The organism is Pseudomonas sp. SWRI81 (assembly GCF_014268545.1).
GTDB classification, from domain to species: domain Bacteria; phylum Pseudomonadota; class Gammaproteobacteria; order Pseudomonadales; family Pseudomonadaceae; genus Aquipseudomonas; species Aquipseudomonas hamedanensis.
In genome coordinates, this window is record NZ_JABWQS010000027.1 from 56,662 (window position 1) to 78,437 (window position 21,776).

24 protein-coding genes and 1 tRNA gene are annotated in these 21,776 nt (G+C 59.3%); 14 read left to right on the forward strand and 11 right to left on the reverse strand.

Features of this window, described 5'->3' with window-relative positions:
* Positions 1–23 precede the first annotated feature (23 nt).
* The 12 genes from atzF to HU765_RS17560 all read left to right on the forward strand — a co-directional run bounded on the left by atzF (position 24) and on the right by HU765_RS17560 (position 9,417).
* Positions 24–1,799 (forward strand): allophanate hydrolase, encoded by a 1,776-nt coding sequence (gene atzF, locus HU765_RS17505; RefSeq protein WP_186621939.1) that lies wholly within the window; start codon positions 24–26, stop codon positions 1,797–1,799.
* A 226-nt stretch (positions 1,800–2,025) separates the two neighbouring features.
* Positions 2,026–3,513: a sensor domain-containing diguanylate cyclase gene (locus HU765_RS17510; protein WP_186621940.1), complete on the forward strand. Its 1,488-nt coding sequence runs from the start codon at positions 2,026–2,028 to the stop codon at positions 3,511–3,513.
* Positions 3,506–3,736: a cysteine-rich CWC family protein gene (locus HU765_RS17515; RefSeq protein ID WP_186621941.1), complete on the forward strand. Its 231-nt coding sequence runs from the start codon at positions 3,506–3,508 to the stop codon at positions 3,734–3,736. Before HU765_RS17510 ends, HU765_RS17515 begins: the two co-directional genes overlap by 8 nt.
* Before the next feature lie 33 nt (positions 3,737–3,769).
* Positions 3,770–4,462 carry a pseudouridine synthase gene (locus HU765_RS17520; protein WP_186621942.1) on the forward strand — a complete coding sequence of 231 codons (693 nt, stop codon included), beginning with the start codon at positions 3,770–3,772 and terminating at the stop codon, positions 4,460–4,462.
* Between the two features lie 315 nt (positions 4,463–4,777).
* Positions 4,778–5,662: an alpha/beta hydrolase gene (locus HU765_RS17525; RefSeq protein ID WP_186548939.1), complete on the forward strand. Its 885-nt coding sequence runs from the start codon at positions 4,778–4,780 to the stop codon at positions 5,660–5,662.
* 158 nt (positions 5,663–5,820) lie between these two features.
* Positions 5,821–5,894 (forward strand) — tRNA-Gly (locus HU765_RS17530).
* Between the two features lie 257 nt (positions 5,895–6,151).
* Complete coding sequence (locus HU765_RS17535; RefSeq protein WP_186621943.1) at positions 6,152–6,469, forward strand: helix-turn-helix transcriptional regulator; 318 nt, start codon at positions 6,152–6,154, stop codon at positions 6,467–6,469.
* Positions 6,462–7,721 carry a type II toxin-antitoxin system HipA family toxin gene (locus HU765_RS17540; protein WP_186621944.1) on the forward strand — a complete coding sequence of 420 codons (1,260 nt, stop codon included), beginning with the start codon at positions 6,462–6,464 and terminating at the stop codon, positions 7,719–7,721. The genes HU765_RS17535 and HU765_RS17540 overlap by 8 nt, the downstream gene beginning before the upstream one ends.
* A gap of 236 nt (positions 7,722–7,957) precedes the next feature.
* Positions 7,958–8,137: a type II toxin-antitoxin system HicA family toxin gene (locus HU765_RS17545; protein WP_016771297.1), complete on the forward strand. Its 180-nt coding sequence runs from the start codon at positions 7,958–7,960 to the stop codon at positions 8,135–8,137.
* 35 nt (positions 8,138–8,172) lie between these two features.
* The gene (locus HU765_RS17550; protein ID WP_186621945.1) at positions 8,173–8,580 is read left to right on the forward strand and encodes a type II toxin-antitoxin system HicB family antitoxin; all 408 of its coding nucleotides are present in this window, start codon (positions 8,173–8,175) and stop codon (positions 8,578–8,580) included.
* A gap of 178 nt (positions 8,581–8,758) precedes the next feature.
* On the forward strand, positions 8,759–9,061 hold the full coding sequence (locus HU765_RS17555) for a type II toxin-antitoxin system HigB family toxin (protein WP_186621946.1): 303 nt from the start codon (positions 8,759–8,761) through the stop codon (positions 9,059–9,061).
* The gene (locus tag HU765_RS17560) at positions 9,061–9,417 is read left to right on the forward strand and encodes a transcriptional regulator (protein ID WP_186621947.1); all 357 of its coding nucleotides are present in this window, start codon (positions 9,061–9,063) and stop codon (positions 9,415–9,417) included. Before HU765_RS17555 ends, HU765_RS17560 begins: the two co-directional genes overlap by 1 nt.
* Positions 9,418–9,606: 189 nt before the next feature.
* Here the strand turns inward: HU765_RS17560 and tam are convergent, their stop codons facing one another.
* A complete protein-coding gene (tam, locus tag HU765_RS17565) occupies positions 9,607–10,377 on the reverse strand; it encodes a trans-aconitate 2-methyltransferase (RefSeq protein WP_186621948.1) in 771 nt (256 codons plus the stop codon).
* A gap of 172 nt (positions 10,378–10,549) precedes the next feature.
* On the opposite strand from tam, the gene HU765_RS17570 reads away from it, so the two are divergent.
* Positions 10,550–10,960: a low affinity iron permease family protein gene (locus tag HU765_RS17570; RefSeq protein WP_186621950.1), complete on the forward strand. Its 411-nt coding sequence runs from the start codon at positions 10,550–10,552 to the stop codon at positions 10,958–10,960.
* A 156-nt stretch (positions 10,961–11,116) separates the two neighbouring features.
* On the opposite strand, the gene HU765_RS17575 is transcribed toward HU765_RS17570, so the two are convergent.
* From HU765_RS17575 to yiaY, 10 genes are all read right to left on the reverse strand, one after another.
* Positions 11,117–11,620, reverse strand: coding sequence for a DUF4142 domain-containing protein (locus HU765_RS17575; RefSeq protein ID WP_186548949.1), 504 nt, complete (start codon positions 11,618–11,620; stop codon positions 11,117–11,119).
* Between the two features lie 194 nt (positions 11,621–11,814).
* Positions 11,815–12,453, reverse strand: coding sequence for a LysE family translocator (locus HU765_RS17580; protein WP_186548950.1), 639 nt, complete (start codon positions 12,451–12,453; stop codon positions 11,815–11,817).
* 60 nt (positions 12,454–12,513) lie between these two features.
* A complete protein-coding gene (gene fos / locus HU765_RS17585; RefSeq protein WP_186621952.1) occupies positions 12,514–12,930 on the reverse strand; it encodes a fosfomycin resistance glutathione transferase in 417 nt (138 codons plus the stop codon).
* A 4-nt stretch (positions 12,931–12,934) separates the two neighbouring features.
* The gene (locus HU765_RS17590; protein ID WP_186621953.1) at positions 12,935–13,651 is read right to left on the reverse strand and encodes a hypothetical protein; all 717 of its coding nucleotides are present in this window, start codon (positions 13,649–13,651) and stop codon (positions 12,935–12,937) included.
* Between the two features lie 39 nt (positions 13,652–13,690).
* A complete protein-coding gene (locus tag HU765_RS17595) occupies positions 13,691–14,467 on the reverse strand; it encodes a hypothetical protein (protein ID WP_346727537.1) in 777 nt (258 codons plus the stop codon).
* A gap of 104 nt (positions 14,468–14,571) precedes the next feature.
* Positions 14,572–15,903: an MFS transporter gene (locus tag HU765_RS17600; protein ID WP_186621954.1), complete on the reverse strand. Its 1,332-nt coding sequence runs from the start codon at positions 15,901–15,903 to the stop codon at positions 14,572–14,574.
* Positions 15,904–16,026: 123 nt separating this feature from the next.
* Positions 16,027–16,953 (reverse strand): hydroxymethylglutaryl-CoA lyase, encoded by a 927-nt coding sequence (locus HU765_RS17605; RefSeq protein WP_186621955.1) that lies wholly within the window; start codon positions 16,951–16,953, stop codon positions 16,027–16,029.
* Complete coding sequence (locus HU765_RS17610; protein ID WP_186548962.1) at positions 16,950–18,143, reverse strand: CaiB/BaiF CoA-transferase family protein; 1,194 nt, start codon at positions 18,141–18,143, stop codon at positions 16,950–16,952. Before HU765_RS17610 ends, HU765_RS17605 begins: the two co-directional genes overlap by 4 nt.
* A gap of 236 nt (positions 18,144–18,379) precedes the next feature.
* Complete coding sequence (locus tag HU765_RS17615) at positions 18,380–19,306, reverse strand: LysR family transcriptional regulator (RefSeq protein WP_186621956.1); 927 nt, start codon at positions 19,304–19,306, stop codon at positions 18,380–18,382.
* Between the two features lie 68 nt (positions 19,307–19,374).
* Positions 19,375–20,523, reverse strand: coding sequence for an L-threonine dehydrogenase (yiaY, locus tag HU765_RS17620; protein WP_186621957.1), 1,149 nt, complete (start codon positions 20,521–20,523; stop codon positions 19,375–19,377).
* A 155-nt stretch (positions 20,524–20,678) separates the two neighbouring features.
* Between yiaY and HU765_RS17625 the strand changes: the two genes are divergently transcribed.
* Positions 20,679–21,698 (forward strand): DUF4917 family protein, encoded by a 1,020-nt coding sequence (locus HU765_RS17625; RefSeq protein WP_186621959.1) that lies wholly within the window; start codon positions 20,679–20,681, stop codon positions 21,696–21,698.
* The last annotated feature ends 78 nt before the right edge of the window (positions 21,699–21,776 follow it).

Consider the following 21,776-nt stretch of genomic DNA (forward strand, 5'->3'; position numbering starts at 1 on the left):
GCCATTTGGATAAGGATCAACTGATGAATCTGCAACTCGATGCACTGCGCCAGGCCTATCGCAATGGCCAGACCACACCGCGCCAATTGCTGTTGGCCCTGCGGGAGAAAGCCGCTGCGCTGAACGCGGATTACCACCTGTTCATTCACCTGCTCAGCATTGAAGAACTGGAGCCTTACCTCGCCGCCCTCGACGGTCGCGACCCCGACAGCCTGCCGCTGTACGGCGTGCCGTTCGCGATCAAGGACAATATTGACCTGGCCGGCATTGCCACCACCGCCGCGTGCCCGGCGTTTGCTTATGTGCCGCAGCGTTCGGCGACCATCGTCGAGCAACTGCTGGCGCTGGGCGCGATTCCGCTGGGCAAGACCAATCTTGATCAATTCGCCACGGGCCTCAATGGTAGCCGCTCGCCTTATGGTGCGTGCCCCAACAGCGTGTTGAAGGAATATCCATCAGGCGGTTCCAGCGCCGGGTCGTCCTTGGCGGTGGCGCTGGGCGTGGCAAGTTTCGCCTTGGGCACCGACACTGCCGGCTCGGGCCGGGTACCGGCGGCGCTGAATAATCTGGTCGGTTTGAAGGCGAGCAAAGGGCTGATTTCCACCGCTGGTGTGCTGCCCGCGTGCCGCACGCTGGACTGCGTAACCACGTTCACCGCCACCGCCCGTGAGGCCAGTCAGTTACTGGCGCTGACGGCAAAACCCGATCCTCGCGATGAATACAGTCGCCCCAATCCTGCATGGAATGACGGCTCGGCCTTCGGCGCACCACGGCCGTTTCGCTTCGGCGTGCCACGGGCGCAGGATCTGCAGTTTTTCGGTTGCAGCGAAGGCCCGCAATTGTTCGCAGCCGCGGTCGATCGGCTCAAGGCCTTCGGTGGCGAAGCGGTCGAGCTGGACCTGTCACCGTTCCTCGAAGCGGCGCGTTTGCTCTATGACGGGCCGTGGGTTGCCGAGCGCTACAGCGTTGCCGGTGAACTGATGGAACAAAATCCCCAAGCGGTGCTGCCGGTGATCCGGGCGGTGCTGGCGAAGGCGCCGGCCGTGACCGGCGTGCAGACTTTCCGCGCGCAGTATCGATTGCAGGCCTTGAAGGCTGTTTGCGATGAGGCACTGGAAAATCTCGACTGTGTGCTGACGCCGACCATCGGCCGTCCGGTGACGCTGGCGGAGCTTGCCGCCGAACCGGTGCTGCGCAACTCCGAGCTGGGTTACTACACCAACTTCATGAACCTGCTCGATTACGCTGCCGTTGCCGTGCCGACCGCATTCATGAGCAACGGTTTGCCGTGGGGCGTGACGCTGTTTGGTCGGGTGTTTACCGATCAATACTTGCTGAGCGTGGCGGATGCGTTGCAGCGTCAGCAGCAAACCGCACTGCCAACTCCAGCGAACACTGCGCGCAATGACCGCGCGCGGCTCGTGGTCTGCGGCGCTCATTTGCAAGGTCTGGCCTTGAACTGGCAGTTGACCCAGCGTGGCGGGCGCTTGCTGGAAACCACGTTCAGTTCGCCGGACTATCGACTGCACGCCTTGGCCGGCGGCCCACCGCTGCGGCCGGGCATGGTGCGGGTGAAGGACGGCGGCGTGGCGATTGCCGTGGAGGTGTGGGAATTGCCGAGCAGCGAACTGGGCTCGTTCCTCACCGGCATTCCAGCGCCGCTGGGGTTGGGCAAAGTGCAACTGGCGGACGGGCGCTGGGAGAGCGGGTTTATCTGTGAGCCGTATGGACTGGAGGGTGCGGTGGATATCAGCCATTTGGGGGGATGGCGGGCGTATCTGAAAACCCTGAACACATAATTCAATAACACTGCAAAACTCCTGTGGGAGCGGGCTTGCCCGCGAAGGCGGTGGGTCATTCAGCCGTGATGTGGCTGACCTGACGCCTTCGCGAGCAAGCCCGCTCCCACAGGGTTGCGTTTGGCCAGCGAACGCAGGAACGACCATTCGCGCCGCACAGGGAGCAGTTATTTGCGCGCTGTGCCACTAGAATGCTTCCCATCGGGCCACTGCCAACGGAACTGCCATGCCGCTTCGTTCTTCGCTGTACTCGCAACGCTCACTGGTGCTCACCCTGGTCGCCCTGCTCGGCGCCGGGTTTCTCGCCACGTCGCTGCTGAGCTATTACGCCTCGCGCGCGTCGATCCGCGACAACATCGTCAACACCGAACTGCCGCTGACGTCCGACACGGTCTATTCGGAAATCCAGAAAGACCTGGTCCGACCGATCCTGATTTCTTCGATGATGTCGCGCGACACCTTCATGCGCGACTGGGTGGTCAACGGTGAGCAGAACCCCGAGCAGATGACCCGCTACCTCGACGAGGTGATGACCCATTACGGCGCCTACACCGCGTTTTTCGTTTCCAACACCAGCCTGACCTATTACCACGCCAAAGGCGTGCTCAAACAGGTCAAGATCGATGAGCCGCGCGATGCCTGGTACTTCCGCGTGCGCGACATGAAAGATCCGTACGAGATCAACGTCGACCCGGATCTGGCCAACAAGGACAACCTGACGTTTTTTATCAACTACAAGGTCTACGACTATCACAACCGTTTCATCGGCGCGGCAGGCGTTGGCCTGACCGTCGATGCGGTGATCAAACTGATCGACAAGTATCAACAGCGTTATCAACGCAGCGTCTACTTCGTTGATACCTTTGGCCGCCTCGTCTTGACCGGCGCCGAGGGTGGCCCGGAAGGCGCGCGCATTGGTCAGGGCCTCGGCGAACTGGAGAGCATGAAAAGTCTGGTCAGCCAGTTGCCCAAACCGCACAGCGGCAGCTACGAATATTCCACCCACGGCCAAGGGCATTTTCTCAACGTGCGGTTTATCCCCGAGTTGAACTGGTACCTGTTTGTCGACAAACGCGAAGACGGCGCGCTGAGTGAAATCCGCCAGTCGCTGTATCTCAATCTGCTGATCTGCCTGCTGGTGACGTTGAGCGTGCTGGCGTTGCTCAACCGCGTGATCAAGCGCTTCCAGAGCAAAATCCACGCCCAGGCCACCCTCGACAGCCTCACGGAACTGCCGAACCGTCGCGGCTTCGACATTCTCGCTGTGCAAGCCCTGCACGAAGCCCAACGCGAAACCCGACCGCTGACCGCGTTACTGCTCGACCTCGATCACTTCAAGGCGTTGAACGACACCTACGGACACATGGCCGGCGATCAAATACTGATCGGTTTCGCCCGGGATCTGCAAAGCTGTCTGCGCCATGCCGATATCGTCTGCCGCTGGGGCGGTGAGGAATTTATCGTTTTGTTGAAGGACACCGACGGTGACACCGGTCAGAAAATTGCCGAGAAGATCCGTCAACACGTCGAACAACACGAATATGCCTACAACGGCCACAGCCTTCATCTGACCGTCAGCATCGGTGCCACCACCCTGCAACGCGAGGACACCTTGCACAGTCTGCTGTCCCGGGCCGATCATGCGATGTACCGCGCCAAACAAACCGGGCGCAACCGCACCTGCATGGAAATGCCCCACTCGACCTATGCCTGATACCGACGTCAAACCCGACCACTGCCCGGCCTGCGGCGCACGCAACGATTGCAGCCTCGCCGACCCGCGTACCGCCGACCGCGAATGCTGGTGCTACGCCGTGACGATCGACCCGGCCGTGCTTGAAGCTCTGCCCGCAGCATTACGCGACAAGTCCTGCCTGTGCCCGCGTTGCGCCCAGGTCGAGGCGCAACTGCAAGCGGCCAAGCCAGCGATCCCGTAAGATGCGCGGCCCTTTATCCGTTGAAATCTGACCATGCGCGTCGACCGCTTCCTCAGCAATCTGCCCCGCTACAACCGTCAGCAGGTTCGCCTGTTGCTGGTGGAAAAGCGCGTGCGGGTCGACGGAAAAATCGTCAGCGATCCGCACACTGAAGTGCTGGAATTCAGCCGGGTCGAAGTCGATGATGAAGTCCTGCAGAGCGGCAAGGCGGCGCGCTACTTCATGCTGCACAAACCGCCAGGCTGCGTCAGCGCCACCCGTGATCCGCAGCATATGACCGTGCTCGACCTGTTCGATGAGCCAGCCAAGGACGACCTGCACATCGCCGGGCGTCTGGATTTCAATACCACCGGTCTGATGTTGATCACCAACGATGGCGCCTGGTCGCGCCGCCTGACCCAGCCGCAAACGAAACTGCCGAAGGTCTATTACGTTGAGACCGAGCAGGACATCGGCGCGGACTATGCGCTGCAATTTGCCAAGGGCATCTACTTCGCTTTCGAGGACCTGACCACGCAACCGGCGCAGCTCGAGCTGCTCGGCCCACGCTCGGCGCGGCTGAGCATCGTTGAAGGCCGTTATCATCAGGTCAAGCGCATGTTCGGTTTCTTCGACAACAAAGTCCTGCGCCTGCACCGCGAATCGATGGGCGAACTGGCCTTGGATAACGCGCTAAAACCGGGCGAATACCGCGCTTTGCGCACCGAAGAGATTCATTTGTTCTAAGCCGGCGACCGCTCAGCCGAAGTTGTCGAACAATTTGCCAACGGCACTTGCGTGATCCTGAGTCCCCTGCTTGAATCAGGACGTCGGCCGAAATGTGACCGATGAGTCACCACATACTTCCAAGAAACTTTTTGCCGGTCGTCAGTCCCAAGGGCTGCGCCTCAGCCGGCAATCTGCCCGCCAATAACAACACCCGCCGACCTGCCGTACCGGATCGACATGGGCCAGCAAATTCCAGGCGTATGCCTACCTGTCACAAAGCTCGTGCAATCTCGATTGCGCGCATACCCGCTTGCTTGCCAGGAGTCTTATGACATGAGGCCAGAAATCGCTGTGCTGGATATACAGGGTCAGTATCGGGTTTACACGGAGTTCTATCGCGCAGACGCCGCAGAAAAGACCATCATTCTGGTCAACGGCTCGATGGCCACGACTGCGTCGTTTGCACAGACCGTGAAAAACCTGCACCCGCAATTCAACGTGGTCTGCTACGACCAGCCCTACGCGGGACGGTCCAAATCCCACAACCTGCACGAGAAGCATCTGACCAAGGAAGTCGAAGGGCAGATTCTACTGGAGCTGATCGATCACTTCGCCGCCGAACACGTGCTGTCGTTCTCCTGGGGCGGCGCCGCGACACTGGTCGCCCTCGCCCAGCAGCCCCGGCGCATCGAAAAAGCCGTGATCAGCTCGTTCTCACCCGTAATCAATGCGCACATGCTCGATTACCTTGAACGCGGCGTCGACTATCTCGGCAGCCGGGACGGCGACCGGGTCGGCCATCTGGTCAACAACACCATCGGCAAACACCTTCCGTCGTTGTTCAAACGCTTCAACTACCGCCACGTCAGCAGCCTGGCCGAGCATGAATACGGGCAGATGCACTTCCACATCAACGACGTGCTGCACAGCGATCGGCAGTGCTATTTGAATGCGGCGAAAAAGATCAACGTACCGGTGCTGTTTTTAAACGGCGAATGGGACGAATACACCGCCGCCGAGGATGCGCGCCTGTTCGGCAATCACGTCGCGCACAGCACCTTCACCACTCTGCAGGCCACCGGGCACTTTCTCGACATGGAGCACAAAGCCGCGTGCCGCGACAGCCAGAACGCCCTGCTCGGCTTTCTGAAACCTGCGCCGCAGGCCAGCCGAACGCGCTACTCGTTTGTGCAGGATCAACATGCATTGGCCATTTGAAACAGCGTCATCGCGGGCAAGGCTGCACGCTTGAGGTGTTTGTTTGCACCGGCGCAGCCCTTGCTCGCGATTGGCCGTCTTATGCGTACAAAAGCCATCGGATAGAAAAGAAAACTTCAAATCCGTGGCCGACTCTGGTACAAAGTCAGCCGCTTTGAGCGGGTATAGTTTAGTGGTAGAACGAAAGCTTCCCAAGCTTTAGATGAGGGTTCGATTCCCTCTACCCGCTCCACCGAATATTGATCTCGCGTTGTGTTGTCTGACGAGGGATGCAGCAATACAAAAAACCGGCCTTGATGGTCGGTTTTTTTGTGTCTGGAATTTGGTAGAAGACAATTTCAGGGAAAACCTTTCAGTTTCAAAAGAACACATTCCGAATAAATTAAATCCATTTTTACGTGTTTTATCTGAATCGATGGCACGTAACATCTGTTATTTTGGATTTATCCTATACTTCAGACGTTCCTTTGTTCATTAAGAGATTCTGTCATGCTGGACCTTGATCTCAGCACACCCGCCGAAATCGTCAAACGCATCTGCGGTCGGCTTCGTAAGGAACGGCTCGCTTTGGAAATGACTCAGGCTGATGTGGCTGCACGCGCCGGTATCGGAATAAACACCGTATCCAATCTGGAGACTGGACGTAACGTCGGTTTCGAGAGTCTGGTGCGCGTTGCAATGGTGCTCGGGCGAGGAAAAGAACTCGAAGACCTGTTCCAGCCAAAGCTCGAAACCCTGGAAGATATTCTGCGTTACGAAAACAGCGCCAAGCGTCAGCGCATCAAAAGGAAACCTGACAATGCTTGAAAGAGTTGACGTTTATTACGACGGTTGGGGTGAGCGCTGGCTGTGGGGATCGCTTGTTTCCACCACAGCCTTGACCGGGCGTCCGTTGATCGTGTTCGAGTACAGCGACGAGGCAAAGAAAAAAGGCTTGGAACTGTCCTCCCTTCGCCTCCCTTTAGCGGGTGGGAAACTACGGCGAGATTTTCCATCGCATCAAATGGGTCTTCCCGGCCCTGTATATGATGCGTTGCCGGATGGTTGGGGCATGCTTCTGATGGATCGCTTGTTCAAACGTCGCGGCCTCAACGCTGCGCGCATTGGTCCTCTGGAGCGTTTGGCCTACGTCGGCGGAAACGCGATGGGCGCCATGTCGTTCGAGCCTGTCGCTCCCGAGCTACTGGTAGCGGCTACCCATGGCCCGATTGAAGTGCTGGCGGCTGAAGTACGCGAAGTGCTCAACGGTGACGGTAAAGAGTTGCTGCAGAAATTATTGTTGGTGGGTGGCTCGCCGCAAGGTGCCAGACCCAAGGGTTTGGTATATCGCGATCCCGAAACCGGGACGTTTACCACGGCGGCTGCTTCTGGATTCGAAGCCTGGCTGGTGAAATTCCCCGGTCAGGGCGAGCATCCCGAAGTCTGCGCAGTCGAAATGGCCTATTCAGAATGCCTGCGTTTGTGCGGCATTGAGACGCCTGATAGCCAACACTTCCGCCTGCCTGACGGGATGTCCGCTTTCGCCAGCAAACGCTTTGATCGACAGAACGGCCTGCGCATCCCCATGCAGAGTCTCGCAGCCCTGACGGGAGCCGACTTTCGATCCCCCGGCGCATTGGATTACGTGAACTTTCTCCGCGCTACCCATCACTGCACTAATGACGTGCGCGAAAAAGCGCTGGCCTTCGAACGTGCGGTTTTCAACGTCGCATTCAACAACCGGGACGATCATCCGAAGAATTTTGCCTATCTCATGTCGTCTGCCGGTGAGTGGAAGTTGTCGCCTGCCTTCGACGTAACCTTTTGCGAAGGGCCCGGCGGTTATCACCAAATGGATGTCATGGGTGAAGCTTTGCAAATTGGCCGTAAAGAGGTGCTGCGGCTTGCACAGGAAGCGGAAGTCTCCAGCCACAAAGCGCAGGACGTGATTGACCGAATTTGCGCTGTTGCCAGCCGGTTTTCGACAATTGCTGCCGAGCTGCTTCCGAACGAGATAACCCCAGAGACTTTGCAAGTCATTCAAAACAGGATCGATATCAACGCCGCCCTCCTTCGTTGAACCGACAGCTACGTTCGCCCAACCAGTCGCTATTGGCTGATTGATGCGCCTTCGTTTTGCCGCGTTATTTTCATGGCAAAACACTGCAACACACCCATCTCTCCTCGAAATATGCGCGGCCTAGACTGACTTGACCACCTTGCTGGACGGGCACCCATGGCCGCACGGTAGCAAGTCTATTGATCTGCACAGATCAGTAGGTATAGTAACCACCAAGCACACCACAAGGAGGTGTTGTGAATAGCCGTTTTTTAATCGGACAACTCGTCGCAGACGGTTGGTTTCTGGTGCGCATCAGGGGCAGCCATCATCACTTCAAGCATCCGACCAAACCTGGACTGGTAACGGTGCCGCATCCGAAAAAGGATCTGCTCAAAAAAACGGCCATCAGTATTTTGCAACAGGCCATGCTCTGAATCCGTTCTCAGCACTGCCATGGAGGATCACGAACATGCTTTACCCGATTGCGATTTCAATAGGCGATGAGGAACACGCTTGGGGAGTTGAGGTGCCGGACATTCCCGGCTGTTTTTCTGCCGGCGAAGACCTCGATGACGCCGTCGCCATGGCGCGCGAGGCGATGGAAGGTCATTTCGAAATTCTGGCAGACGACGGTGCGCCGATTCCACCGGCCAGCAAATTGGGCCTGCATGTCGCCAATCCGAAGTACGCCGGATGCGCGTGGGCGGTAGTGGATATCGACGTGGTCAAATACCTGGGCAAAGCACAGAAGCTCAACATCACTCTGCCAGGGCACTTGCTCAATCGCATTGATGAATACGTGTTGCATCATCCAGAGGAAAAAAGCCGATCGGGATTTCTGGCTTCGGCGGCGTTGAAGGTATTGCAGCAAGGTTAAAAAACTCTTACTGACCAACCGGCTCTCAGTAGCTGGTTTTTTCATGTTTGAAGCTTGCACCCAATGCATCCAGTACATGCCCTGAAATTCAATGTTGAACGCCCGTCCGAAAGGCGCATTCAAGATTGCCTCTCCACTCTGTAACGACTAACATCTCCCATATCGGGAGGAGGCATGGATGCGGATAATTGCAAGAGCGACGCTAAGACAATTTTGGGAAAGCACACCAGCTCATGCTGATGCTAAAACACCGCTTGTTGAATGGTACCGCCATATGGAAAAGGCGATTTATCGAACTCCGCAAGAGGTTAAAGCCGAGCTGAGAACGGCCAGTGTCCTCAGGGGAGCCAGGGTGGTATTCAATATCGGCGGGAATAAATATCGAGTGATTCTGGCGATCGACTACCAACGGCAACTCGGCTTTATCCGCTTCGTTGGGACCCACGCTCAATACGACCAGATCAACGCGGAGACCGTTTAATGAACATCAAACCCATTCGTAGCCCGGAAGACCTGACCGCAGCATTGCTGCGCATGGAACAGCTGTGGGGTGCAGAAATCGAATCGCCGGAAGGCGATGAGTTGGAAATTCTCGCGCTGCTGATTGAAAAGTATGAGGAGAAGAATTTTCCGATGCCGCCTTCTGATCCCATTGAAGCCATCAAATTTCGTATGGATCAACAAGGTTTGACGCCGCGGGATCTTGAGCCCTTTATCGGCACTAGCGGCCGTGTTTCGGAAGTATTGAACCGCAAGCGCAAGCTGAGTCTGGCAATGATCAAACGTCTGCACGATGGCTTGCGTATTCCTTATGAATGCCTGCTCGCCAGTGTCTGATGCAGAGAGATATCGCGTAAAAAACCGGTCGCAATGACCGGTTTCTTTTTGCCCGAAAATCAGCGCTGCCCACCCGGCCCCTCACCCTCGCCCTCGCCCTCTCACGAGGGAGAAGGAACCGACTGAGTTCTTTCCCAGAGTCGCGCCGACCTGAAACAACCTGTTGACTAAAACAGAGAGACGCGGCATTCACCGAGTCGCAACAATAAACAGCCGTGGAAACGGCAACAGTACTGAGCCATCAGCCAATGCTGGATAAGCCTCTGAAACAGCTTCCAGATACCGTTCCAGATACTGCGCCCGCTCCTCCTCGGTCAACGGATTCAAAAACGGAATCAACCCGCTGCCCTTGAACCACTCCACCACCCCTGCCGCCCCGCCCGGCAACTGATGGTGATAAGTGGTGCGCCAGACATCGACGCGTGAGCAGTGCGGCTGCAGCATCGAAAAATACTCGCTGGCACTGGCCATGTCGGTGCGCTGTCCGGCGGCGCCGCTGAGTTTGCGCGCCCACGGCCCATTGGCGGCCACTTCGCGCATCAAGCGGTGGGACGGTTCGTTGAGGTTATCCGGCATCTGGATCGCCAGGCTGCCACCGGCGGCGAGTTTGCTCACCAGGGCTGGCAGCAACGAGGCGTGATCAGGCACCCATTGCAGGACCGCGTTGGCGAAGATCACATCGAACGGGCCGGCATCGGCCCATCGGTCGATTTCGACCACCTCAAACTGCAACCCGGGCAGGCGCTTGCGCGCGGCATCGATCATGTCTGCCGAACTGTCCAGGCCACTGACATTCGCCTCGGGAAACCGCTGCACCAACAATTCCGTGGAATTACCAGGCCCACAACCGATATCCACCACCGCCCGCGCCTGCGCTGTGGGAGTCGCCGCCAGCAGATCACGGGCCGGGCGGGTGCGTTCATCTTCGAAAGCGACGTATTGCTGGGCAGACCAACTCATGGCGTTCTCCTGTCGGGACGTTCTGGCAACGGGCAAAAACAGCTGCCGATACGATACAGCGATCCGCGCGGCGTGCCTTCCCTACCAAAGTCCTGCGACGTGATTTGTAAACAGAATTTTCAGCGCAACGCCGCTGTCTGAATTTCAAGCTCCCAAAACAAGGACTTCCATCATGAAATTCGCAAAAATCGCCCAGAAACTTGCCCTGTGGGCCGGTAGCCCGAAGACGTTCATGGGGGCGTTGATCCTGATCGGGTTGTGGGGGTTGAGTGGACCGATTTTTGGCTACAACGATACCTGGCAACTGATCATCAATACCTCGACGACGATCATTACGTTCCTGATGGTCTTCCTGATTCAGAACACGCAAAACCGTGACACCGACATTCTGCATTTAAAGCTTGATGAGTTGCTGCGGGTGAACAAGGAAGCGCAGAACGCGATGCTCGGGCTGGAGGCGCTGGATCTCAAGCAACTTGAGGCGTTGCGCCGGCATTACCGTTCGTTGGGCGAAAGCGAGGTGTTCAATCTTGACGGGCTGGGGGACAAGAGCAAACCGAAGCAGAATCTGAATGAGTGCTGAGCAATCCACGGTGTAGACGCCAGTGGGAGCGAGCTTGCTCGCGAAGGCGGTGTGTCAGCGAATAGTGGTTCGCCTGAGACTCCGCCATCGCGAGCAGGCTCGCTCCCACAGGGAGCGCATCGCATTTCAACTGCCGCGTTACAACCTTCGGTGAGATTAGCGACTGGCCTGCAACGCTCGGGCCTTCTCCAGATGGCTCTGCAGTTTCGGCAAAGTCTCATCGGCGAACGCTTTGATTTCCGGCACGTCGGTGGTCTTCGCCTGCTGTTCGATCTGGGTGATGGCCTCTTCGGTGGCCTTGACCTGGCTGGCGGCGTAGGCCTGATCGAACGTCGCGCCGTCCTGCACTTGCGGCATCAGCGCCTTGGCCTTGTCGGCCAGTTCTTCGCGGGGTGCGACAGGCAGGTCGAGCTTCTTGGCGATTTTCGCCAAATGCTGGTTGGCAGTCGTGCGGTCGTTGATGACGACGATGGTGTAATCCTTGACCTCTTTGGATTCGGCTTTGCCATGGGCCAAGCGGCTGGCCTCGATGTCGGCCATGCCTTTGGCTGACGCATCGTTGATGAATTCGGCAGGCGACTGGGCAAAGGCACTGTTCGCGCACAGGCTGAACAGGGCGGCAAAACTGACGTTGCGTATACGGGTGGCCATCCGGCTCATGGTCGCGCCCTCCTTCGTTGAAAATTCAAGCAGGCACTGGAGCGCCCTGCGGCTGAAATGTTCGTGGCGAGCCAACGCCCGCCTCAGTTAGGAATCCTTTGACGGTCAAAGGTTTAGAAAAATCCTCCGGGCCGCGACGAACGGCGCCGTCAGTGAACGCGCCCGCGCGTCGCCGGACAGCTTTCTGCCGGACCTCACGCCTTGTTCGGCATCAGCCCCGGCAGCGCGTGCATCAGCGCGTTGATAGCAAAACCGATGAACATCACTCCGCACAACCGGGTGATGAGCAGTTCGTGACGCTGATACACCGTGCGCACCCGCTGCGCCCCGACCACGCCGATGAGGATGGCGTAGGCCAGCGCGCCACCGACAAAACTCAGGGCAATCAGCGCCGGCAGCATCGACCAGTTGAGCAATTCGGCGCGACTCGACAGCAACGCGGTAAACGTTGCCACCGCCACCGGGTAGGCCTTGGGGTTGGTCAACCCGAATACGATACCGTGCCAGAACGGATTGCGCGCCGCCCCCTGCGGCTCGTCACCGTTGCGCCGCCGCGCACGCACGGCGCGCCAGCCGAGCCAGAACAGATACAGGCCGCTGAGCACACCCAGTACATCAAACGCAGTGCTGCCGATTTCCCGGGCGCCGACAATCGCGATCAGCGCCGTGCTGCACCAGACCACATCGCCCAGCAAGTGCCCACACAGAAACCCGGCCCCGGCCCGTCGCCCATGAGCGGCGCCAATGCCGAACACCGCCAGTACGCCTGGCCCCGGCGTGATGCCGTAGATGAAACCCGAGGCCAGAATGGCCATAAGCAACGATGGAGTCATGGGAAACCTGCAAGTGCCAGAACGCGTGGCCGCCAGTCTATATCAGCCGATTACGCCGGATCACGGTTCGTCGTTAAAACGCATGCCGGCGTACGGTTTCTGCCGACAGGCCGCCAGTCGCGAGGCGAGATCGCCGACGTGCACTTCCAGTTTGTGTCCGTCGGGGTCGAGAAAGTAGAACGACGCGCCTTCGCTGCGGTTATCCCGCCACGCCTCGACGTCGACCGTTCGCAAGTGCTGCACGAAAACCGGGAAATCCGCCGCGCTCACGCTGAAGGCGTAATGCGTGTAATCGGCGCAGGGCTCGGTCTTGCGCAGCGGATCAAGCGATAGACACAGCCACAGCCCCGGCAAGGACAGATAAGCACCGCTATCCCACGTGGCCTCGACGCGCAGTTGCAGCACATCGCGATAGAAGCGCAGGCTGCGATTCAGATCGCGGACCGCCAATGTCAGGTGGTTGAGGCCGGTGAGCATCGTTTCAGTACCCTCTGAGGTCTTCGGGGACAGTGTATTGCTCGCCGTCGTAGGTCAGGGTGACTCGGGTTTGTTTAAGGTGCGTGGTTTTCGAGAGGCACTCTTTGCCTGACTGGGTGTTTTTCACACGAGTGCCGTTGCTGATGACGAGCAGATCAGCCAGACCATGGTGGCTGGCCGGGCCAATCTCGACGGTGCGGCGAACCTGTTTGACATAGCCGTCGCAGTCGCCGGTGAATTCACCGTTGTTCTTGTAGACCACCAAGCCTTCAAGCACCGGTCGTAACTCATTGCCTTCGCGGATATACAGCGCCAGATCAGTTTTCGCATATGGCATAGCGCGAGAGTTGTGGGCAAATTTCGAACGCAGACCAAAGGCCCTGACATCCGACGCCAGCCGATAGCGCCCGGTGTCGATGCGCAGGTCATCGAAGCGGATGGCGTCGGAGTTGTAAGCACCGGGTTTGCGGTAAGTGGCGATAGGTTTGGCGTCGTTTGCATTGACGAGTGCCAGATCGAGATCGAATGCCCCGACGTCTTCGTCATCCGAATCCGCCAGATAAGTGGATTTGACGGCAATCGCCTGATTCTGCATGGAGGGCCAGACCTTGCAGCGCGACAGGGATTTGCCATCGAAGGCTTTGATGTCGCAAGACGCCTGGGCTTGAGTGGCCAGGGCAAGAAGGCTGAGGGCAATCAGCAGAGGGGCACGGGGAAACATGGTGTTCTTCCTTGATAAAAGTCGTTTGAATCAGGCCGGTTACAAGCCTTTGAAGCCTTGGGGCAGCACGTAGGATTTGCCGTCATAACGCAATGTGGTCAGGGCAGGTTTATAAACTGTGGAGCTGTCCTTACAAGCCTCCCCCTTTCCCGCACTGGTCGTGCCAGTCTGCTGAGTTTTGACGATCAGGTCCGCGTAACCGTGAGAGCTGGTTTTAGCCACTTCCACCATTCTGGTCATTTCACTTCGCTGACCGGTGCAATCGTCATCCCATTCACCGCTGAACTGGTAAACCAATAATTTTTGCAAGACCGGGCGCAACATTGCGCCCTCTCTGACGTAGAGCGAAAGCTGAACTTCTTCCAGCGGATTGAGCCGCGATGCGTTAGTAAAACGGGCACGCACGCCGAAGGCACGAAGGTCGGTGGTGAGTTTGTAGCGTGCCGTATCAAGGGACATGTCCGATAACGCGACGCCATCCGATTCGTATACAGAGGCGTGATGATAAGTGGCGACAGGGCTGCTTTGCCCGTCTTGCGCAACAGACAAATCGAGATCATAAAACCCGTGCGTGCCGCCTTCGCCGTCATCAGCGGAGGGCTTGAAACCTGCTTTGGCGCTGATGGTCTGTCCAGGATAAGCCGGCCATTCCTTGCACACCGAAAAATCCAGATCACCCGACACGGCGGGCGGTGTGCAATCAGCCAGCGCCTGCCCGGCCATCAAGCACCCGAAGAGCACTGCGCTGCCGACCCACATGGACTTCGCTGTCACTTTGCCGCTCCTTGATAACGTTTTCAGCGGCGTACTATCCACTCCTCTATCCTGTGATTCAACAATCCAACTCCAAATTGCGAAAGCGCATTCCAAATGTGGGAGCGAGCCTGCTCGCGAAGGCGTCTTCACAGACGCCGCCAATCTTAATACTTGTCCAGCGTGCGCAATTTCTGCGGCAAACCCCACAGCAGCAAAGCGGCCGCAATCAGCGCCGCGACGCCGATGACATACAGCGCCGGGGTGGTGCTGCCGGTCAGGTCCTTGATGCGTCCGACCATGACCGGGCTGACGATCCCGCCAAATTGCCCCAGGGTATTGATCACCGCGATCCCGCCTGCCGCGCCGGCACCGGCGCCTGCCAGCAATTTCGGTGGCAGGGTCCAGAAGCTCGGAATCGAAGCGATGATGCCTGCGCCGAGCAGCCCCAGAGCGACGATCAGAAATGTCGTGTGGCTGGCGAAGATCCCCGCGCTGAAGAAGCCTATCGCGCCGACGATCACCAGCCCGGCGACAAACTTGCGCCGTTCACCCGTGGCATCGGACAGGCGTCCGATCACCACCATGCTGATCGCACCGCAGATGTAGGGAATGGCGGTCAGTAGACCGATCATCACCGGGCTTTCGGTGCCGGCGCTGCGGATCAATTGCGGTGCCCAGAAATTCAGGCCGTAGGACGCCACCTGGATCAGGAAGTAAATCAAACCCAACGTCAGGAAACCGGGAATTTTCAGCGCCGCGAGCAATGAACCGCCGCTCTTGTGGGGCTCGTGATGGGCGATGCGGCTGGAGAGCAGTTTCTTCTCGTCAGCGGTGAGCCAGTGCGCGTCCTCGATTCGGTCTTTGAGCTGCGTAAGCACCAGGAACCCCAGACCGATGCACGGCACGCCACCGAGCAGGAACAGCCAGTGCCAGCCGCGCATCTGTAATACGCCGTCGAGGTGTTGCAGCACCAGCCCGGAGAACGGCGCGCCGACCAGTCCGGCGAACGCCGAGGCGAGAAACAGCATCGACGTGATGCGGCCACGGAAATGCTGCGGAAACCACAGTGTCAGGTAATACAGCACGCCCGGGGCGAACCCGGCTTCCATCGCGCCGATCAGAAAGCGCAACGCGTAGAACTGCCATTCGCTGGTGACGAAGACCATCAACGCCGTCGCCACACCCCACGACATCATGATCCGTGCAATCCAGCGCCGCGCGCCGACCTTGTACAGCATCATGTTGCTCGGCACTTCGAACAGCACGTAACCGACCACGAACAGCCCGGCACCGAGGCCGTAGGCGGTGTCGCTCAGACTCAGGTCGGTCTGCAACTGGAATTTGGCAAAGCTGATGTTGATGCGATCGAAAAAGGCAAACAGGTAGCAGACCATGATCAGCGGCATCAGGCGCCAGGCGACTTTGCTGATCAGGGCTTTTTCGGCGTCGTGATCGACGGACGGATTCACGCCCGCCTCCAATACGTTGAGGCTCATGGTTTCTCTCCAGGCGGACTGCCGATGGGCGTCCGATTGTTTTTGTTGTCTGGTTATGACGCTCACTGTGGAGCACTTTTCTGTGGGAGCGAGCCTGCTCGCTCCCACATGGGTTTTGTGTGTTCAGGTGGGAATGGGGTGCAGGTCGCAGTTACGCCCGGCCTTGGCCAGTTGGCCGGGAACTTCGTGGCCTAACAGCGCCGGCAAACCGCGCGAAAGTTTCAGCAGCAGCGGCAAGTCGATACCGGTGGCAATGCCGACTTCATCGCACAGATTCACCAGGTCCTCGGTGCAAATATTGCCCGACGCCCCCGGCGCAAACGGACAGCCACCGAGGCCACCGAGCGCTGCATCGAAGCGCCGCGCGCCGGCCTCGTAAGCGGCCAGTACATTGCACAGACCGAGGCCGCGGGTGTTATGGAAATGCAGGGTCAGATCGGCCGGCGAAACCCGCTGCAGCACCCGCCGCACGAGGCGATCGACCTGCCGCGGATTGGCCATGCCGGTGGTGTCGGCGAGGCTGATGCCCTGAATGCCGAGCTCCTGATACGCGTCGACGATTTGCAGCACGCGATCCTCGGCAATCCTGCCTTCGAACGGACAACCGAACGTGGTGGCGATGCTGCCGTTGAGGCGCACACCCGAGCCGCTGACAAACGCGACGATGTCAGCAAACGCGGCCAGCGAATCCTCGCATCGCATGCGCATATTGGCCAGGTTGTGGGTCTGGCTGGCGGACATCACCAGATTCAGCTCATCGGCATTCGCCGCCAATGCCCGTTGCGCGCCTCTGAGGTTGGGGATCAACGCCACGTAAATCACCCCCGGCTGGCGCTGAATGCCGTTGAACACCTGCTCACCGTCACGCAGGGCCGGGATGGCTTTGGGCGAGACGAACGAGCCGGCTTCGATGCGGCTGAATCCGGCCTGTGACAGTTGATTGATCAAGGCGATCTTGTCAGCGGTTTCAACCCACGTCGGCTCGATCTGCAAGCCATCGCGCGGTGAGACCTCCTGGACGATGAGTTTGTGCGAATAGTCTGTGATCATTGCACCACCCCTTGGCTTTTCAGGCGTTCGATGTCGCGTTCAGTCAGGCCAAGATTGGCGAGAATGGCGTCGGTGTGCTGGCCCAGTGTCGGCCCGGACCAGTTCACTGCGCCGGGCGTTTCCGAGAGTTTGGGAACGATGCCGGGCATTTTCACCGTTGCGCCGCCGGGCAACTCGGCATTGAGCAGCATGTCCCGCGCCTGATAGTGCGGATCGGCGACGATGTCAGCCACCGAGTAGATGCGCCCGGCCGGCACCTCAGCGGCTTCGAGGGCGGCCAGTACCTCGTCGATCGGCAGGCTGCTGGTCCAGTGGGTGATGGCCGCATCGAGCAAGCCGCTCTTCGCCGCACGCCCGTCGTTGTGGGCGAATTCTTCTGCCTCGGCCAGGTCAGCGCGGCCAATGGCGTGCATCAGACGCTTGTAGATCGGGTCACTGTTGCCGGCGATCACCACGTAGGCGCCGTCAGCGGTGAGGTAAGTATTGGAGGGCGCGATGCCCGGCAAAGCGCCGCCGCTGCGTTCGCGGACATGGCCGAGCATGTCGTATTCCGGGACCAGACTTTCCATGACGTTGAATACGCTTTCGGCCAGCGACACATCGACAATCTGTCCGCCGCCCTGCCCGGTCTTGACCCGCAACAGCGACATCAACGCACCGATCACCGCGTGCAGCGAGGCCAGCGAATCGCCGAGGCTGACGCCGACCCGTGCCGGTGGCGAACCGGGGTTGCCGGTGGTGTAGCGAATGCCGCCCATGGCCTCGCCAATGGCGCCGAAACCGGGACGGTCGCGGTATGGGCCGGTCTGGCCGTAGCCAGAGATACGCACGAGGGTCAGGTTCGGATTCAAGGCATGCAGCACGTCCCAGCCCAGACCGAGTTTTTCCAACGCGCCAGGGCGCAGATTTTCGATGATCACGTCGGCGTCGCCGGCCAGTTGCTTGACCAGCTCGATGCCTTCAGCAGATTTGAGATTGAGTGCGAGGGATTTCTTGTTGCGCGATTGCAGGTACCACCACAGCGACGTGCCTTCGTGCAGCTTGCGCCATTTGCGCAACGGGTCGCCCTGGCCCATGGCTTCGATCTTGATCACCTCGGCGCCGAACTCGGCAAGCATGCGCGCGGCAAACGGCGCGGCGATCAGGGTGCCGATCTCGATCACTTTGATTGCACTTAAAGGGGCAGTCATCGTGGGGTACCTCTTGTTCTTGGAATATGTCGCCAAGGCTAGAGGAACGATGATCGGCGAATCCAGCCGTCTCTCGGCAATGGGCGTTCGCGAAATGCGAATGCTCCGGCGAAATTTTCGGTGACCTCAGGTCAGCCATCGCGAGCAGGCTCACTCCTACAGGTTTTGCGTGGCCCACAGATTCAAGTCCAGCACAGCCCCCCTGTAGGAGTGAGCCTGCTCGCGATGAGGCCGGCTCAATCAATCGAGATCCAAGAGCCTTGCGCTCGCAAATGCTCAAACAACATCCGGCTCACCGGCGACAACCCCGCCTCATCGCGCACCACTATGATCAAGGTTCGATCCGCCCAGGCATCCGTCAGCGGCACCGCCCGCAACCCCAGCGCCTGACCAAACAAGTCGTAGGCACGCTGCGGCAGAATGCCGATGCCCATGTTCGCCTGAACCATCCGGCAGACCGCGTCGAATCCCGGCACATGAATGCGAATGCGCAGGACCTTGCCGGCCTGCCGCGCCGCCGCGTGGGTGCGCATGTTGATCGAACTGGCCGCGTGCAAACCGACGTAGTCGCTGCCGAGGGTTTCGCCGAAGGCCACCGATTCGCGCGTAGCCAACGGATGCTCGGGCAGCATCACCACCACCAGTTTGTCCTGGCGATACAACGCGTTGTGCAGGCCTTTGGTATCGCTGTCGCTGGAGCAGATGCCGAGGTCCGCGACGCCATCGACTACACCCTGAATCACCCCGGCACTGGGGCGCTCTTCAAGGTCGGTCTTGACCTGCGAATGCTGCGCCGAGAAGTCGCGCAAGTCTTCGGGCAGAAACTGAATGATCGCTGAAAGATTGGCCAGCATGCGCACATAACCGCGCACACCGTGGCTGTGCTCGCCCAGTTCCAGGCCCATCTTCTCCACGTTGAAAAGCATCTGTCGCGCATGGTGCAGCAGCGTTTCACCGGCCGGCGTGAGGAGCATGCCTTTGGCCTGACGCACGAACAGAGCGATGCCCAGCGCCTGCTCCAATTCCATCAGGCGCTTGCTCGCTGCCGACACGGCGATGGCTTCGCGCGCAGCCGCACGGGTCAGCGTGCCTTCTTCGTGGACGGCGACGAACAGTTGCAGAGTGATCAGGTCGAGGCGGCGGATCAGGCTTTTTTGCAACATGGAAGACTCGGCGGTAGTGGCGCGAACGAACGGCGAGGATAACGCCGTTCGTTCGCGCTGTGCCGGTCTCAAAACGCGTTGCGGAAAATCTCCTCGATCTGGCGCTGATCCGCCGCCCGTGGATTGGTCAGTCCGCAGGCGTCCTTCAAGGCATTGGCGGCGAGCACCGGGATGTCGCTGAGCCTGGCGCCCAGCTCACGCAAGCCGCCGGGGATCTCGACGTCTTTGGCCAGACTGCGGATGGCGTTGATCGCCGCTTGCGCGCCCTCTTCGGCGCTGAACCCGCGGATGTCAGCGCCCATGGCGTGGGCGACGTCGGTCAGGCGGTCGGCACAGACCAACGCGTTGAACGTTTGAACATGGGGCAGCAGCACGGCGTTGCACACACCGTGTGGCAGGTCATAAAAGCCGCCCAACTGGTGCGCCATCGCGTGGACAAATCCGAGGGACGCGTTGTTGAACGCCATGCCCGCGAGGAACTGCGCATAGGCCATGTTCTCTCGCGCTGCGAGGTCGCTGCCGTCGCGCACGGCCAGGCGCAGGTTGTTGCTGATCAGCGTCATAGCCTTCAAGGCACAGGCATCGGTGATCGGGTTGGCGGCGGTCGAGACGTAGGCTTCGATGGCGTGCGTCAGTGCGTCCATGCCAGTGGCGGCGGTCAGGCCCTTGGGCATGGCGACCATCAATTGCGGGTCGTTGACTGACAGCAGCGGCGTGACATTGCGGTCGACGATGGCCATTTTCACGTGGCGCGATTCGTCGGTGATGATGCAGAAGCGGGTCATCTCGCTGGCGGTGCCGGCGGTGGTGTTGATGGCGATCAGCGGCAGTTGCGGTTGGCTCGATTGATCGACGCCTTCATAGTCGCGGATCTGCCCGCCGTTGGTTGCGCACAGGGCGATGCCTTTGGCGCAATCGTGGGGCGAGCCGCCGCCCAGCGACACGACGAAATCGCAGCGACTCTCCTTGAGCAGCCCCAGCCCCATCTCGACATTGGCGATGCTCGGGTTCGGTTTGGCACCGTCGAAAATCACCGAGTCGATGTCCTGCATCGCCAGTTTCTCCGCGATCCTGGCGGCGACTCCGGCCTTCGCAAGGCCGACGTCGGTCACGATCAACGCCTTGTGGAAACCGTAGTTACGGATCGCAATCATGGCTTCGTCGAGGCAGCCGTTGCCCATGATGTTGACGGCCGGGATAAAAAAGGTGCTGGTCATGCGCGCATCTCCTGACGGGGGCCGGTTCGACTGCTGCTAGCCGGCGGACAGGCACAGCATCGACCGATCAGTCACGACGGATGTTGATCTGGCTCAATGGCGGCTCGTGATAAAGTCGCCGTCCATCTGCCCTTCGTTTTGAGACCGCCCACGTAATGACCGATTTCCTCAATGTCGACGCCACCCTCGAAGACTGGAACGCCCTGCGCACAGCAACCGACTTCAGCGCTTTGCTGGTGGGCAACGGCGCCAGCCGCGCGGTGTGGGATGACTTCGGCTACGACTCGCTGTTCGAAAACGCCCGCACTGTTGAAGAGAAACCCCTGAGCCCGTCGGAACTGGCGGTATTCGATGCACTGCAGACGCGTAGCTTCGAGCAAGTACTGGGCGCGCTGAAAACCACCAGTCGGGTCAACAAGGCCCTCGCCGTCAGCTCGGCGGCACCGCGCAACCGTTACTACGCGATCAAGGAAGCACTGATCAACACCGTGCACGCGGTGCACATCCCGTGGCGACTGGTGAAAGCTTCGACATTGGCGACGCTGAACGAAGAACTGGCGCGCTATCGCACGGTGTTCACCACCAATTACGATCTGCTCAATTACTGGGCGCTGCAACACCAGAGCGAGGCCATCGACGACCTGTTCAACGGTGCGAACGCGAGTTTCGATTTAACCCAGACGGACACGAACAAACCACGCCTGCTGTACCTGCACGGCGGCCTGCATCTGGTACGCAATCAGGATGGCACCGCGCGCAAACTGACTTCCACCGAGGGCACGCTGCTCGGCAGCTTTGCGATCAACAACACCCTCAAGACGCTGGATGACGTGCCGCTGTTCGTCACCGAAGGGCCCAGTGCCGACAAGCTCAAGACCATCCGCAGCTCGGATTATCTGTCGTTCTGTTATGAGCAGTTGTTGGGACACGGCGGCAACCTGTGCGTCTTCGGCCATGCGCTTGGCGAGCAGGATGCGCATCTGGTGCGGGCACTGCGGTTGGCGAAACCTGCAACCGTGGCGATCTCGATTTACCCGCGCAGTGCGGCGTTCATCCAGCATCAGAAGCGCCATTACAGCAAGGTGTTCGACGGTGCCGGGGTCGAGTTGCGGTTCTTTGACGCCAAGAGCCATGCGCTGGGCGATCCAAAGCTGTCCGTGCCGGTTGAGGTTTGATGTTGGCCGGACTGGCGCCTTCGCGAGCAGGCTCGCTCCCACAATGGAATGCATTGCATCTGTAGGAGTGAGCCTGCT

Bases quoted from the DNA above. Each gene is read 5' to 3' on its own strand.
- atzF (WP_186621939.1), top strand. From the start codon at position 24: ATGAATCTGCAACTCGATGCACTGCGCCAGGCCTATCGCAATGGCCAG.
- HU765_RS17510 (WP_186621940.1), top strand. From the start codon at position 2,026: ATGCCGCTTCGTTCTTCGCTGTACTCGCAACGCTCACTGGTGCTCACC.
- HU765_RS17515 (WP_186621941.1), top strand. From the start codon at position 3,506: ATGCCTGATACCGACGTCAAACCCGACCACTGCCCGGCCTGCGGCGCA.
- HU765_RS17520 (WP_186621942.1), top strand. From the start codon at position 3,770: ATGCGCGTCGACCGCTTCCTCAGCAATCTGCCCCGCTACAACCGTCAG.
- HU765_RS17525 (WP_186548939.1), top strand. From the start codon at position 4,778: ATGAGGCCAGAAATCGCTGTGCTGGATATACAGGGTCAGTATCGGGTT.
- HU765_RS17535 (WP_186621943.1), top strand. From the start codon at position 6,152: ATGCTGGACCTTGATCTCAGCACACCCGCCGAAATCGTCAAACGCATC.
- HU765_RS17540 (WP_186621944.1), top strand. From the start codon at position 6,462: ATGCTTGAAAGAGTTGACGTTTATTACGACGGTTGGGGTGAGCGCTGG.
- HU765_RS17550 (WP_186621945.1), top strand. From the start codon at position 8,173: ATGCTTTACCCGATTGCGATTTCAATAGGCGATGAGGAACACGCTTGG.
- HU765_RS17555 (WP_186621946.1), top strand. From the start codon at position 8,759: ATGCGGATAATTGCAAGAGCGACGCTAAGACAATTTTGGGAAAGCACA.
- HU765_RS17560 (WP_186621947.1), top strand. From the start codon at position 9,061: ATGAACATCAAACCCATTCGTAGCCCGGAAGACCTGACCGCAGCATTG.
- tam (WP_186621948.1), bottom strand. From the start codon at position 10,377: ATGAGTTGGTCTGCCCAGCAATACGTCGCTTTCGAAGATGAACGCACC.
- HU765_RS17570 (WP_186621950.1), top strand. From the start codon at position 10,550: ATGAAATTCGCAAAAATCGCCCAGAAACTTGCCCTGTGGGCCGGTAGC.
- HU765_RS17575 (WP_186548949.1), bottom strand. From the start codon at position 11,620: ATGAGCCGGATGGCCACCCGTATACGCAACGTCAGTTTTGCCGCCCTG.
- HU765_RS17580 (WP_186548950.1), bottom strand. From the start codon at position 12,453: ATGACTCCATCGTTGCTTATGGCCATTCTGGCCTCGGGTTTCATCTAC.
- fos (WP_186621952.1), bottom strand. From the start codon at position 12,930: ATGCTCACCGGCCTCAACCACCTGACATTGGCGGTCCGCGATCTGAAT.
- HU765_RS17590 (WP_186621953.1), bottom strand. From the start codon at position 13,651: ATGTTTCCCCGTGCCCCTCTGCTGATTGCCCTCAGCCTTCTTGCCCTG.
- HU765_RS17600 (WP_186621954.1), bottom strand. From the start codon at position 15,903: ATGAGCCTCAACGTATTGGAGGCGGGCGTGAATCCGTCCGTCGATCAC.
- HU765_RS17605 (WP_186621955.1), bottom strand. From the start codon at position 16,953: ATGATCACAGACTATTCGCACAAACTCATCGTCCAGGAGGTCTCACCG.
- HU765_RS17610 (WP_186548962.1), bottom strand. From the start codon at position 18,143: ATGACTGCCCCTTTAAGTGCAATCAAAGTGATCGAGATCGGCACCCTG.
- HU765_RS17615 (WP_186621956.1), bottom strand. From the start codon at position 19,306: ATGTTGCAAAAAAGCCTGATCCGCCGCCTCGACCTGATCACTCTGCAA.
- yiaY (WP_186621957.1), bottom strand. From the start codon at position 20,523: ATGACCAGCACCTTTTTTATCCCGGCCGTCAACATCATGGGCAACGGC.
- HU765_RS17625 (WP_186621959.1), top strand. From the start codon at position 20,679: ATGACCGATTTCCTCAATGTCGACGCCACCCTCGAAGACTGGAACGCC.